The organism is Amycolatopsis sp. NPDC026612, from assembly GCF_040638285.1.
Lineage (GTDB): Bacteria > Actinomycetota > Actinomycetes > Mycobacteriales > Pseudonocardiaceae > Amycolatopsis.
The window spans coordinates 95,646-108,615 of the sequence record NZ_JBEZYB010000006.1; the positions used below are offsets into that span (position 1 = coordinate 95,646).

General features: G+C 72.4%; 14 protein-coding genes. 10 read left to right on the forward strand and 4 right to left on the reverse strand.

Translation table 11 applies throughout. The features are described 5' to 3' along the window. The first annotated feature begins 89 nt into the window (after positions 1–89). From mihF to AB0F15_RS08870, 7 genes are all read left to right on the forward strand, one after another. Positions 90–407: an integration host factor, actinobacterial type gene (gene mihF / locus AB0F15_RS08840; protein ID WP_013224622.1), complete on the forward strand. Its 318-nt coding sequence runs from the start codon at positions 90–92 to the stop codon at positions 405–407. Further along, positions 404–1,060, forward strand: coding sequence for a guanylate kinase (gene gmk / locus AB0F15_RS08845; protein ID WP_360267410.1), 657 nt, complete (start codon positions 404–406; stop codon positions 1,058–1,060). Before mihF ends, gmk begins: the two co-directional genes overlap by 4 nt. Then, positions 1,057–1,326 carry a DNA-directed RNA polymerase subunit omega gene (gene rpoZ, locus AB0F15_RS08850; protein WP_360267413.1) on the forward strand — a complete coding sequence of 90 codons (270 nt, stop codon included), beginning with the start codon at positions 1,057–1,059 and terminating at the stop codon, positions 1,324–1,326. Before gmk ends, rpoZ begins: the two co-directional genes overlap by 4 nt. After that, positions 1,319–2,539, forward strand: coding sequence for a bifunctional phosphopantothenoylcysteine decarboxylase/phosphopantothenate--cysteine ligase CoaBC (gene coaBC / locus AB0F15_RS08855; RefSeq protein ID WP_360267416.1), 1,221 nt, complete (start codon positions 1,319–1,321; stop codon positions 2,537–2,539). The genes rpoZ and coaBC overlap by 8 nt, the downstream gene beginning before the upstream one ends. A 97-nt stretch (positions 2,540–2,636) precedes the next feature. After that, positions 2,637–3,839 (forward strand): methionine adenosyltransferase, encoded by a 1,203-nt coding sequence (metK, locus tag AB0F15_RS08860; protein ID WP_360267891.1) that lies wholly within the window; start codon positions 2,637–2,639, stop codon positions 3,837–3,839. Positions 3,840–3,929: 90 nt separating this feature from the next. Then, a complete protein-coding gene (locus tag AB0F15_RS08865; RefSeq protein WP_360267419.1) occupies positions 3,930–6,029 on the forward strand; it encodes a primosomal protein N' in 2,100 nt (699 codons plus the stop codon). Positions 6,030–6,078: 49 nt separating this feature from the next. Beyond that, a complete protein-coding gene (locus tag AB0F15_RS08870; protein ID WP_360267422.1) occupies positions 6,079–6,945 on the forward strand; it encodes a DUF3616 domain-containing protein in 867 nt (288 codons plus the stop codon). 15 nt (positions 6,946–6,960) lie between these two features. Here AB0F15_RS08870 and AB0F15_RS08875 read toward each other — a convergent pair whose 3' ends face one another. Next, entirely contained in the window at positions 6,961–8,619 is a 1,659-nt protein-coding gene (locus AB0F15_RS08875; RefSeq protein WP_360267424.1) for a CotH kinase family protein, read from the reverse strand. Positions 8,620–8,818: 199 nt separating this feature from the next. Here AB0F15_RS08875 and AB0F15_RS08880 point away from each other — a divergent pair, with 199 nt between their 5' ends. Together AB0F15_RS08880 and AB0F15_RS08885 are read left to right on the forward strand one after the other, a co-directional pair. Continuing rightward, complete coding sequence (locus AB0F15_RS08880) at positions 8,819–9,187, forward strand: hypothetical protein (protein ID WP_360267427.1); 369 nt, start codon at positions 8,819–8,821, stop codon at positions 9,185–9,187. Beyond that, on the forward strand, positions 9,184–9,657 hold the full coding sequence (locus AB0F15_RS08885; protein ID WP_360267430.1) for a hypothetical protein: 474 nt from the start codon (positions 9,184–9,186) through the stop codon (positions 9,655–9,657). The genes AB0F15_RS08880 and AB0F15_RS08885 overlap by 4 nt, the downstream gene beginning before the upstream one ends. A gap of 4 nt (positions 9,658–9,661) precedes the next feature. On the opposite strand, the gene AB0F15_RS08890 is transcribed toward AB0F15_RS08885, so the two are convergent. Genes AB0F15_RS08890 through AB0F15_RS08900 form a run of 3 tightly spaced genes read right to left on the reverse strand, consistent with a single transcriptional unit; the run spans position 9,662 to position 10,925 of the window. Then, positions 9,662–9,880 carry a hypothetical protein gene (locus AB0F15_RS08890; protein ID WP_360267433.1) on the reverse strand — a complete coding sequence of 73 codons (219 nt, stop codon included), beginning with the start codon at positions 9,878–9,880 and terminating at the stop codon, positions 9,662–9,664. Further along, on the reverse strand, positions 9,877–10,590 hold the full coding sequence (locus tag AB0F15_RS08895; protein ID WP_360267436.1) for a hypothetical protein: 714 nt from the start codon (positions 10,588–10,590) through the stop codon (positions 9,877–9,879). Before AB0F15_RS08895 ends, AB0F15_RS08890 begins: the two co-directional genes overlap by 4 nt. After that, complete coding sequence (locus tag AB0F15_RS08900) at positions 10,587–10,925, reverse strand: helix-turn-helix transcriptional regulator (protein ID WP_360267439.1); 339 nt, start codon at positions 10,923–10,925, stop codon at positions 10,587–10,589. Before AB0F15_RS08900 ends, AB0F15_RS08895 begins: the two co-directional genes overlap by 4 nt. 106 nt (positions 10,926–11,031) lie before the next feature. Here AB0F15_RS08900 and ggt point away from each other — a divergent pair, with 106 nt between their 5' ends. Next, complete coding sequence (gene ggt / locus AB0F15_RS08905) at positions 11,032–12,828, forward strand: gamma-glutamyltransferase (RefSeq protein WP_360267441.1); 1,797 nt, start codon at positions 11,032–11,034, stop codon at positions 12,826–12,828. Positions 12,829–12,970 lie beyond the last annotated feature (142 nt).

Here is a 12,970-nt window from a genome sequence, read left to right on the forward strand (position 1 = left end):
CCACCAGGCACCCCCGCATTGTGGCCGGTGCTCACGGGTGGGTACCGTCGCGTCACCCACCCAGTTTTGAGAACTATCCGGAGGAAAACGTGGCACTTCCCCAGCTGACAGAGGAACAGCGCGCTGCGGCGCTGGAGAAGGCCGCCGCCGCTCGCAAGATCCGTGCTGAGCTGAAGGAGCGGCTGAAGCGGGGCGGTACCACTCTGGTCGACGTGCTGAAGCAGGCCGAGGAGAACGAAGTCCTCGGCAAGATGAAGGTTTCGGCTCTGCTCGAGGCCCTCCCGGGCGTCGGCAAGGTCCGCGCGCAGCAGACCATGGAACGACTGGAGATCGCCCCCAGCCGTCGCCTTCGCGGCCTCGGCGACCGGCAGCGCAAGGCGCTGCTGGCCGAGTTCAGCGGCGAGTGAACGGCGCAGGTCGTGACTACCCGGTGAGCCGGGGCGCCGACCGCGGCAGTGAGCCGGTGGCGGGGGACATCCCCCGGCACCGGCTCACCGTCGTATCGGGGCCTTCGGGAGTCGGGAAGTCGAGCGTGGTGGGCGAGCTGCGGAAGCTGGAGCCCGACGTCTGGTTCAGCGTCTCGGTCACCACGCGCAAGCCGCGCCCCGGCGAAGTCGACGGGGCGCACTACCACTTCGTCGACCGCGTGGAGTTCGACGCGATGGTCGCCGACGGCAGGCTCCTCGAGTGGGCCGAGTTCGCCGGCAACTGCTACGGCACCCCGCGCGAGCCGGTCGAGAAGGCACTCGCCGAGGGCCGCCCGGCCGTCCTGGAGATCGAGCTGCAGGGCGCCCGCCAGGTCCGCGCGGCGATGCCGGAGGCCCGGCTGGTGATGCTCATGCCGCCGTCCTGGGACGAACTGGTCGGCCGGCTCACCGGCCGCGGCACCGAAAACGAGGCCGCCGTGAAGACCCGGCTGCTCGAAGCGGAGCGCGAGTTGGCGGCGGCGGGGGAGTTCGACCACCGCCTCGTCAACGCCGACGTGCGGGAGGCCGCGGAGCACTTGCTAAACTTGATTACGGCTGATCAGTTTTCCGAAGAAGCGGAGCACCACGAGTGACCAACCAGGTACCCCTGACCGAAGAGCTCGAGGGCATCACCAACCCGCCGATCGACGACCTGCTCGAAAAGGTCAGCTCGAAGTACGCGCTGGCGATCTACTCGGCCAAGCGTGCCCGCCAGATCAACGACTACTACGCCCAGCTGGGCGAGGGTCTGCTGGAGTACGTCGGCCCGCTCGTCGAGCCGGGCCCGCGCGAGAAGCCGCTCTCGATCGCGCTGCGCGAGATCCACGGCGGCCTGCTCGAGCACACCGAGGGTGAGTAAGCCCCGCGTCGTCCTGGGCGTGGGTGGCGGGATCGCCGCCTACAAGGCCTGTGAGGTGCTGCGCGGGCTGACCGAGTCCGGTCACGACGTCCGCGTGGTCCCCACCGAAGCCGCGCTGAACTTCGTCGGCGCGGCGACCTTCGAAGCCCTCTCCGGTCACCCGGTGCACACGGGCGTGTTCACCGAAGTGCCGGAGGTCCAGCACGTCCGCGTCGGCAAGGAGGCCGATCTCGTCCTGGTCGTCCCGGCCACGGCGAACCTGCTCGCCAAGGCCGCCCACGGCCTCGCGGACGACCTGCTGACGAACACCCTGCTCACCGCCCGGTGCCCGGTCGCCTTCTTCCCGGCGATGCACACGGAGATGTGGGAGCACCCCGCAACCCGCGACAACGTCGCCCTGCTGCGCTCACGCGGCATGGTCGTCACCGAGCCGGCCTCCGGTCGTCTCACGGGTGCCGACACCGGCAAGGGCCGCCTCGCGCACCCGGCCGAGATCGTCGACCTGGCCCGGCTGCTCCTGGCCCGGCCGGACGCCCTCCCGCGCGACCTCGAAGGCGTCCGGGTGGTGGTGTCGGCGGGCGGTACGCGCGAGCCCCTCGACCCGGTCCGCTACCTGGGCAACCGCTCGTCCGGCAAGCAGGGGTACGCGCTGGCCCGCGTCGCCGCCCAGCGCGGCGCCGACGTCACGCTGGTCGCCGCCCACACGGTCGCCCTGCCCGACCCGGCGGGTGCCACCGTGCAGCACGTGTCGACGGCGGAGGAACTGCGGCAGGCGGTGCACGCCGCGTCCCGCTCCGCGGACGTCGTCGTGATGGCCGCCGCCGTCGCCGACTTCCGGCCGGCGAACCGGGCCGAGCACAAGATCAAGAAGACCGACGACCAGCCGGACCCCGTCATCACGCTCGCCCGCAATGCCGACATCCTGGCCGAACTGGTGCAGAACCGGCATTCCGGTCAGGTTATCGTCGGTTTCGCCGCGGAAACCGGCGACGAGCACGCCAGTGTCCTCGACCACGCCCGCGCGAAGCTCAAGCGCAAGGGCGCCGACCTGCTGGTCGTCAACGCGGTCGGGGACGGCAAGGCCTTCGGTACCGAGGACAATTCGGGCTGGCTCCTCGGGGCCGATGCCACCGAACGACCCCTACCTCTCGCCCAGAAAGCCCAACTGGCGTCCACAGTGTGGGACGCTGTTGTGAGCTTTATGAAGCGTTGACCGTCCCCCGAGCGATAGTCAGTACGCTTGCAGGCAAAAGGTAAGGGGTGCCTAAGTTCGGCATCCGACGTCTTAGGGTGAGGAAGTGACGGCCACCGTGACCGCGTCCAGTAGCAGATTGTTCACCTCGGAGTCGGTAACCGAAGGGCACCCCGACAAGATTTGCGATGCCATCAGCGACTCGATCCTCGACGGCCTGCTGTCGAAGGATCCGCGCAGCCGCGTCGCGGTCGAGACCCTGATCACCACCGGCCAGGTCCACGTGGCCGGTGAGGTGACCACCGAGGCGTACGCCGATATCCCGACGATCGTCCGCGACGTCATTCTCAAGATCGGCTACGACTCCTCGGCCAAGGGTTTCGACGGCAACTCGTGCGGCGTCAACGTCGCGATCGGCTCGCAGTCGCCCGACATCGCCCAGGGCGTCGACACCGCGTACGAGTCGCGGGTCGAGTCGGACGAGGACGAGATCAACCGCCAGGGTGCCGGCGACCAGGGCCTGATGTTCGGCTACGCCTGCTCGGACACCCCCGAGCTGATGCCGCTGCCGATCGCGCTGGCCCACCGGCTGTCGAAGCGCCTGACCGCGGTCCGCAAGGACGGCGTGCTGCCGTACCTGCGCCCGGACGGCAAGACCCAGGTGACCATCGAGTACGCCGGCGACCAGCCGGTGCGCCTCGACACGGTCGTCGTGTCCTCGCAGCACGCGGACGGCATCGACCTGGAGAAGATGCTCAGCGTCGACGTCAAGGAGCACGTCGTCGGTCCCGAGCTCGAGGGCCTGGGCATCGACACGTCGAACGCGCGCCTGCTGGTCAACCCGACCGGCCGCTTCGTCATCGGCGGCCCGATGGGTGACGCCGGCCTGACCGGGCGCAAGATCATCGTCGACACCTACGGCGGCATGGCCCGCCACGGTGGCGGCGCGTTCTCCGGCAAGGACCCGTCCAAGGTCGACCGCTCCGCGGCGTACGCGATGCGCTGGGTGGCGAAGAACGTCGTGGCGGCCGGGCTGGCCACGCGGACCGAGGTCCAGGTCGCCTACGCCATCGGCAAGGCGGCTCCGGTCGGCCTGTTCGTCGAGACGTTCGGCACCGAGACGGTCGACCCGTCGAAGATCCAGCAGGCCATCACCGAGGTCTTCGACCTGCGGCCGGCGGCGATCATCCGCGACCTCGACCTGCTGCGCCCGATCTACGCCCCGACGGCGGCGTACGGCCACTTCGGCCGTCCCGAGCTGGACCTCCCGTGGGAGAGCACGGCTCGCGCCGAGGCGCTGAAGTCGGCAGCGGGCGCCTGACGCCCGATCCGGTGAAGGCCACCCCGAGCTCGGCCCGGGGTGGCCTTCCTGGCGTCCGGGCTGTCGGTGGGGTCTGGTAGAGATCACGGCGTGAGCAGTTCCGAGTCCGCCGCTCTCTGGGAGCTCCCGGAGAAGCCGCCCGCCGCCAGGGCGGCGCCGTCGCGTGCCCGGAAGAAGGCGCCGAAGCCGGGGGAGAAGGCGAAGGGCGCCCAGCAGCCCGCGCCCGAGCGGCCGGTCGCGCGGATCGTCGTCGACATCCCCCTCGCGCACCTGGACCGCACCTTCGACTACCTCGTGCCGGAGAAGCTGCACGACACCGCCGTGCCGGGCTGCCGCGTCCGCGTCCGGTTCGCCGGGCAGCTGGTCGACGGCTACCTGATCGAGCGGGGCGAGACCAGCGACTACGGCAGCAAGCTGGCGTTCCTCGAGCGCGTCACGTCGGCCGAGCCGGTGCTGCCGCCGTCGCTGCACGCGCTGTGCCGCTCGGTCGCCGACCGCTACGGCGGCACGCTGTCCGACGTCCTGCGGCTCGCGCTCCCGCCCCGGCACGCCAAGGCCGAGGGCGAGCCGCCGCCGGCCCCCGCGGCGGCGCCGGAGCTGCCGGACAGCACGGCCTGGGCCCGCTACCAGCGCGGCCCGGCGTTCCTGGAGGCCCTCGCCGAGGGCAAACCCGCGAACGCCGTCTGGCAGGCCCTGCCGGGCGAGGACTGGCCGCGCCGGCTCGCCGAGGCCGCCGGTTCGGTCGCCGCGCAGGGCCGGGGTGCGGTGCTGGTGGTGCCGGACCACCGCGACCTGACCCGGGTGCACGAAGCCTGCGCGGCGCTGGTGGGGGAGAACGCCGTGGTGGCGCTCATCGCCGGGCTCGGGCCCGCCGAGCGGTACCGCCGCTGGCTGGCCGTGCTCCGCGGCGCGGTGCGGGTGGTCGTCGGGACGCGGGCGGCGATGTTCGCGCCGGTCCACGACCCCGGGCTGTTCGCCGTCTGGGACGACGGCGACGACCTCCACCTCGACCAGCACGCCCCCTACCCGCACGTCCGGGACGTCCTGATGGACCGCGCGCACGCGGCGAAGGCGTCCCTGCTGGTCGGCGGGTTCGCCCGGACGGCCGAGGCCCAGCTGCTCGTCGAGTCCGGCTGGGCCGCGCCGGTGCTCGCCGACCGCGCGACGCTGCGGTCCGCCGCCCCGCGCGTCACCCCGGTCGGCGAGGACTTCGACGTGGCCCGCGACGAGGCCGCCCGGGTGGCGCGCCTGCCGGCGGTGGCCTTCGAAGCCGCGCGGCAGGCGTTCGCGGCGGACCTCCCGGTACTGGTGCAGGTGCCCCGGCGCGGGTACGTGCCCGGCCTGGCCTGCGGGAACTGCCGGACGCCCGCCCACTGCCGCCGGTGCGCGGGGCCGCTGGCCCTGCCCGGCGGATCGCTCGACGGGCAGCCGAAACCGCCGGCGTGCCGCTGGTGCGGCGTCCCGGAAACGGCGTTCCGCTGCACGGCGTGCGGTTCGGTCCGGCTGCGCGCGGTGATCGTCGGCGCGAAACGGACGGCGGAGGAGCTGGGCCGCGCGTTCCCGGGCGTCCCGGTCCGGACGTCCGGGGCGACGGAGGTCCTGGAATCGGTGCCGGGCAAACCGGCGCTGATCGTGTGCACCCCGGGGGCGGAGCCGGTGGCGGAAGGCGGCTACGGCGCGGCGCTGCTGCTCGACGGCTGGGCCCTGCTGGGCCGTCAGGACCTGCGGGCGGGCGAGGAGACCCTGCGCCGCTGGATGGCGGCCGCGGCGCTGGTCCGCCCGGCCGCTTCGGGGGGCCGCGTGATCGTCGGGGCCGAGGCGGGGCTGGCGGTGGTCCAGGCACTGGTCCGCTGGGACCCGGCCTGGCACGCGGCCCAGGAACTCGGGGAACGCCGCGAGCTGGGCTTCCCCCCGGCGATGCGCATGGCGAGCGTCGAGGGCAGCCCGGATGCGGTGGCCGGCTTCCTCGCCGACCTGCCCCTGCCGGAGTCGGGCGAGGTACTGGGCCCGGTCCCGCTCGGCGAGCCGGACGAAGAGGGCAACGCGGAGCGAGAGCGGGCGTTGGTGCGCGTCTCCCGGGCGGAGGGCAAGGCGCTGGCGGGGTCGGTCCACGCGGCAGCGGCCCGCCGGGACGCCCGCAAGGCGACGGAACCGATCCGCGTCCAGCTGGACCCCCTGGACCTCATCTGACCGGTGCACGATCCGGCTTACGGCCGCGCGAGGGCGGTAGTTTGGATCCATGAAGAAGATCCGGCCCACCCCTTTCCCGGAAAAGAACGGCTCAGTGCCGTTCAACGCCTCGGGTGTCGTGCGGGTGAGTCCCCGGCGGTTCGTCTTCGTCGACAACAAAGACCCGACAGCATTGTTCGAAATGACGTTCGATCCCGACATCGCCGCGGTGGAACGGATTCACCGGCGCCGGCTGGCCGGGGTCGGCAAGGGAATGCTGCGTGATCCCGAAGGTCTCACGCGGGTCGACGTGAACGGCGAAACAGTGCTCGTCGTCTCCTCTTCGTTGTGTGTCGAGGGAGACCGGATCTGCGACGGCCTGGTGCGCGTCCGGTACGCGGCCGACGGTGACCTGGCCGCCGAGCCGATGGCCGGGTTCCGGGCCTGGCTGCTCGCCCGCGAACCCACGCTCGCCGCGGCCGGCGGGCTGGCCCCCGACGGCGGCGGGCTCAACGTGGAAGGCCTGGCGTGGGACCGGAATGCGCTGCTGTTCGGCCTGCGCGGACCGGCCGCTCCGGGCCGCGTCGCGGTGGTCCGGATCCCCGTCGACGTCGGCGGGGCCCGGTGGACGACCGCCTCGCTCGGGCGTCCCGAACTCATCGAGGTCCCCCTGCCCGAGCGGGCCGTGACCCAAGGGATCCGCGACATTTCCGGTGCCGCGCGGACCGGGGATTTCCTGCTCCTGCTCGGGCGCTCGACCAGTCACGGCGACGCGCCGTTCCGGCTGGGTGAGTGGAACCGCGGTACCGGCACCGTCGAATTGCTCGACGTCACCTTCCACCGGACCGCGAAGCCGGAAGGTGTCACGACGTTTTCGGTCGGCGGCGAGCAGCGGACGCTGGTCGTCGACGACGCCGGCGGCTACGCGGTTTTCTGATCAGGCTGTTCCTGATCAAGAAAAGTACAGCTTCGACGGGCTGGGATCCTGGTGGACGCGGGGTTTTCCGGCCGCCGTGGGGTCCGTGCCGAAAGCGGCACCCAACCCGGTCCGGATGCTCGTGAGCGTGAAATAGCCGCTGAAACCGAAATCGTCGCCGACCGGATCGATCGGGGCGACCGAGAACTCTTCGGCGTGGCCGGAGTCGTCCGCCGCGCGCGTGCACAGCAGTGGGTGGCCCTGGCCCGACGTCGTCGTGGTCGCGTGGAGGGGCCGGCCGGACGCCTTGCTGCCGACCGACTGCCCGGTGCCGAGCGCGGCGAAGCACCACAGGTCCGTGTCGTCGACGTTCGCCGTCCGGAGCCGGTGGACGACCTCGGCACCCCCGGGATCGGCCGCCGTGGCCGGAATGGACTCGCTGCCGCTGGCGTGCAGGCACTCGTTGGTGACGTCGTCGCGGACGTAGGCGCCGCCGGGGCCCGGCAAGCCGCCGAAGAGGTAGCCGGCGGACGTGGCGAGCCGGAGCTGCTTGCGCACGGCGGTGAGCTGCGTGGGCACGTCGGGCACGCCGAGGCCGGCCAGTACCGTCCCCATCCCGTCGAGCAGCGGCCGGAGCACCTCCTGCTGGGTCCGGTAGCCGAACACCGTTTCGCGGTAGTCGCGGACCTGACCGGCCAGCTGCGCCCGCCGGTCCGGGTCGTCGCGGACCAGCTTGGCGAGCAGCCCGGCGGTGTCGAGCCGGAAGTGCCGGGCGGGCTGGAAGGTCTGGTCGAGGCCCCACGGGATCAGCTTGAAGTCGATGTCGTCCACGCCCGGCTGGGCGACGGCGTCCACGTCGTTGTACACGTAGGTGTTGTTGGTGTTCCTGGAGTAGCCGTCCCAGTGCTTGAGGAAGAACTCCATCGCGTAGAGCTTGACGAACTGGTCGAGATCGAAGACCTCGCTCGCCCCGGCCAGCCCGTGCGCGGCGATGTGGTCGATGGCGAACCGCAGGTCGGCCTTGTCGTCGAACTTGGACAGCGACTCGACGCCGATGGCGGCGAACCGGTCGGCGACGAAGTCGTCCTTGTGCTCGAGCTCGTAGAGGTTCCCCTTGAGGTTGCCGAAGTTGCGCTCGATGTAGCGGGGCATGATCGGTTCGACGTTCACGAAGACACCCGGGCTGTCGACACCGGCCACGCCCTGCCCGATCGGTGTGCCGTTCACGAGGACCCGGGCGTAATTGCCGCGGGAATACGGGAGCCCGGCGAGCTCGAACAGTTTGTAGCAGAGCAGCTGCCGCAGATAGGACAGGTCCTGGACCGAGTTGTTGAGCGTCAGGTACCGCGACCCGATCAGCTGCTGGACCGGCGCTTTGTTCGCGTCGAGGAACTTCCCGAAGTCGAGGTGCAGGCAGGGCTTGCTGCTGTTGATCGACCCGCAGAAGGACTTCTTCTTGATCCCGACATCGGGGAACGACGTCCGCGCGGGGAACTTCGTCCCGGACAGCTCGACCGAGGGCGCCTTCCGCCAGGTGTAACGGCTGCCGCCGGTCCAGTCGAAGTTGCACACCCCGCCGGCGGGCTGCTCGGTGCGCACCGCGTCCCAGTCCGCCGGTGGCAGCGTGATATCGATCGTCAGCACATTGTCGACCGCGTACAGGGAATCGAGTGCTCGCTGCTCCTGGCTGCCCATCCGGCCAGTGTACGGCGGAATCCGGCCGCCGGAATGCGAAAAGAATTCCGTGACGAATTCGGTTTCCGTTGGTGTATCACCCATTGTGCGTGCAGCCGGTGGGGGAGCGCCGGAATGCGTGTAACACGGGGTGGCCGCGGGGAGATACTGCTGTCCGTGGGCGACAGCACGAGCAGCCGGCCGGCCGCGGCGAGGCCGCGTGGCTGACCTGCGTGGAGCGCGCGCCCGGGCGGTCCTGATCGGGACCGGGTGCGCGACCGGAGGGGCCGGTGCCGACGGGCTCGACGAGGTCCCGGCCGTGCGCACGACGATCACCGACCTGGCCGCGGTGCTGGTCGAGCGGTGCGGGATGGCGGCCGCGAACGTCCGGGAGGTGCACGACCCGGCGCAGCCGTTCTTGTTCGGCCAGGCGCTCGCGGAAGAGACCGCGGCCGCCGAAGACGCCTTGCTGATCTACTTCTGCGGCCACGGGCGTGCGGAACCTCGACGCGGCCGGGGCCGGGCGCTGACCGAGGACATCGCCGGGGTCCGGCGGGAACCGGGGACCATCGAGGAGCCCCGGGAATGAGCGCGCTCGCCGACCTCCGCCGGGCCCGCGACCTCGCGGGCGCGCTCGACGTGCCGCGCTTCCGCGACGACGCGCGTGACGTCGTCCTCACCCGCATCCTCATCGGCGCCATCGAGGACGCCCTGGCCTCCGGGCGCACCGGTGATCGCGCCCGGGCCCTCGACCGCCTCGGTGCTGCCGCCCGCGAACGGGTCCGCGAACTCGCGATCTTCGACGACGACGAAGGCCGGCGGCTCGGCCGGGACCTCATCGGCTGTGTGACGCGTGCCCGAGACGCCTTCGCCCCCGGGCCGGCGACCCGGCACCTGGTGACGATCGCCGTGCTCCTGGTCCCCGCGCCGCATCGGGGTCGCTACGCCGAAGAGTTCCGCGCCGAGCTGGCCGAGCTGGCGGGCCGGCACCGGCTGGCGTACGCCCTGCGGCTGGCGGGCGGGTCCTGGCGGCTGCGTCGCGGCTTGCGTGGTGGGTGAGCGTTCACCGCCGCCGAAGGGCGCGTGCCGCGCCGCCGATGAGCGCGGTCGCCGCCACCGCGGCGGTGCCGAGGCCGCCCGAAGTCAGGGCCACGCTGACCACGATGCCGACCACCGCCAGGGCCACGACGAGGACGAGCAGGGCGGTCCGGAACGTGCGGGCGCTGTCGTCGACGACGTGGCGCACGAGTGCTGTGTAGGCGTTGTCGGGCCGGTTCGTCACGGCCGGCTCCGTTCCGCGCGGGCTGAGGCCAGGCTCCGGCGCAACGACCACGCGTGCCCCAGCTGCCGGGCCGCGTAGCGGATCTGGCCGCGGGGCAGATCGGCCACCTCGCCGCGGAACTCCTCCTCGAACCGGGGACGGTGGGCGGCCGGCAGCAGCTGCAGCGCCAGCCCCAGCACGTTCCGGCAGACGAGGCCCGGCCGCCCGGCCGCCGCGGTCCGGCGCGCCAGCTGCCGGATGACCTTGGCGACCGCGATGCGCGCTTCCCCCACCGGATCGCCGCCGAGGGGCGAGACGAACGTGCTGGCGTCCTCGACCCGCCGGTGCAGCTCCGCCCGGGCGCGCCGGGCCGCCACGGCGGCGTTCCTCGCCGCCATGGCGGACTCCGCCCGTTCCGGGGTCCGTTCCTCGCGGAGGGCGGCGACGGCCCGGGCCTCCGCGACCCAGGCCAGGTGCACTGCGGTGTCGAAATCTCCTGTGACAGCCAGGTCGCAGGCCAGGTCGAGCCGGGCGGCCAGGCGGCGGGTGAGTTCGCGCTGCGGGGCGAAGGCCAAAGCCCGGTTGGTGGACAGGGTGCGGGCCAGGCAGCGTGCCCGGTCCAGCTCGCCGACGGTGCCGTCCTGACCCTGCACCCGCTCGAGCGCCTCCGCGAGGCGGCGCGCCAGCGCGAGATCTTCGGCGTCCCGCGCGGTTCGGCCGCGGCGTCTCATCGGGCACCGCCGGCCAGGCCAAGGCCCGGGCGGAGCCGCGCGAGCTTGGTCGCCGAGGCTTCCGCGCGGGCGAGGGCGATCTGCGAGGAAGCCACGCCGTCGCGGCTCAGGCGGTAGAAGCGCCGCCGGGGCCGGCCTGCCTCGCGGGGATCGACGTCCTCCCAGCGGCTCTCCAGCCAGCCGATGCCCTCCAGCCGGGCGAGGATGGGGTGGATGGTGCCACTCGGCAGCTCGGCGGCGGCGCAGATCTCCAGCCCGTACATCTCCCGCGCCGGGTCCACGAGCAGCGCGCGCAGCACGAGCTGGGTGGTCAGCGTCATCCGTGGTCCTGCCATGGTCCAGTTCTACTATGGGGCTAGGTAGAGAACAACCTTCGTCGCCCGGAGGCACCAACCGGCTGGTGTCTTGAAGCCGTCCGGTGCAAGGGGCAGACTCGCCCGCATGCCCGCGCATCGGAGTCGCACCACGCTCGTCCTGGCCGTCGCCGCCGTGCTCACCGCCGGGGTCGCCGCGCCCGCCACTGCCGCCACGCCCACGCCGAAGTCGCCGGTCGCCACCGGCTTCGGGGGTGCCGTGGCCAGCATCGACGCCGACGCCACGGCGATCGGCACCCAGGTCCTGCGCGGCGGCGGGAACGCCGTCGACGCCGCCGTTGCGGTCGCCGCCGCGCTCGGCGTCACCGATCCGTTCTCCGCCGGGGTCGGCGGCGGCGGGTTCTTCGTCTACTACGACGCCAAGACCCACCGCGTGCACACCCTGGACGGCCGCGAGACCGCGCCGAAGACCGCCGACGAGAACCTGTTCGTCGAGAACGGCAAGCCGCTGCCGTTCGCCGACGCGGTCACCAGCGGCCTGAGCGTCGGCGTGCCCGGCACGCCCGCCACCTGGGCCGAAGCCCTGCGCAAGTGGGGGACGCGGTCGCTGGCGAAGACGCTGAAGCCCGCGGAGAACCTCGCGCGCACCGGCTTCGTCGTCGACCAGACGTTCCAGACCCAGATCGCGAACAACGCCGCGCGGTTCGCCGCATTCCCGTCGACGCGGTCGCTGTACCTGCCGGGCGGCGCCCCGCCGGCCCCCGGCACCGTCTTCAAGAACCCCGACCTGGCCGCCACGTACGCCCAGCTCGAGCGCAACGGCGTCGACGCGCTGTACCGCGGCCCGATCGGCGCCGACATCGCCAAGACCGTGCAGAAACCGCCGGTCGACCCGGCTTCGACGCTGAACGTCCGGCCCGGGAAGCTGACCACCGGCGACCTCGCCGCCTACCGAGCCATCGAGCGCGACCCGACCCACGCGCGCTACGAGGGCCTCGACGTCTACGGCATGCCGGCGCCGTCGTCGGGCGGGCTGACGGTCGGCGAGGCGCTCAACATCCTCGAGAACTTCGACCTCAAGCACGCGAGCAAGGCCGACTACCTGCAGTACTTCCTGGAATCGACCCGGTTCGCCTTCGCCGACCGCAACCGCTGGATCGGTGACCCGGCGTTCGTCGACGTCCCGGCGCGCGAGCTGCTCAGCCAGCGCTTCGCCGACACGCGGGCGTGCCTGATCTCGAAGGACAAGGCCGCGACCAGCCCGGTCGCCCCGGCCGATCCGAAGCACCCCACGCCGTGCGCCGCGGGCGCGACGGCCTCGCCGACGCCGTACGAAGGCGAGAACACGACGCACCTCACGGTCGCCGACAAGTGGGGCAACGTCGTCGCCTACACGCTGACCATCGAGCAGGAGGGCGGCAGCGGCATCGTCGTGCCGGGCCGCGGGTTCCTGCTCAACAACGAGCTGACCGACTTCTCGTTCACGCCGGTGACGCCGGGCGTGCCCGACCCGAACCTGCCGGGCCCCGGCAAGCGGCCGCGCTCGTCGATGGCGCCCACGATCGTGCTCGACCACGGCCGCCCGTTCTTCGCGACGGGCTCCCCGGGCGGCGCGTCGATCATCACGACGGTCCTGCAGGTGATCCTCGGCCGCCTCGACCGCGGCCTGTCCCTCGAGGACGCCATCGCGGCGCCGCGCGCGTCGCAGCGGAACTCGGCGCAGGCGCAGGTGGAGCAGGCATTCCTCGACCAGCCGGAGACGGCGGTGCTCCGGGCCCGCGGCCAGGGCTTCTCGACGGCCCCGGCGGAGATCGGCGCGGCCACGGGAGTGGAGCACCTGCGCGACGGCCGCTGGCTGGCGGCCGCGGAACCGGTCCGGCGCGGCCAAGGTGCGGCCCAGGTTGTGTGGCCGACCCGCTGGTAGGACGGGCGGGGGTTCCGGCGAAGTGGTTGGCGGATTCAAGCCGTCGTGTGCGGCCAAACCACCGCCTGCAGCGGCCAACTCACCACCCGGACTGGCCAACTCACCCGCGTTCCGGTGAGTTGGCTGGTGCGGGCGGCAGGTG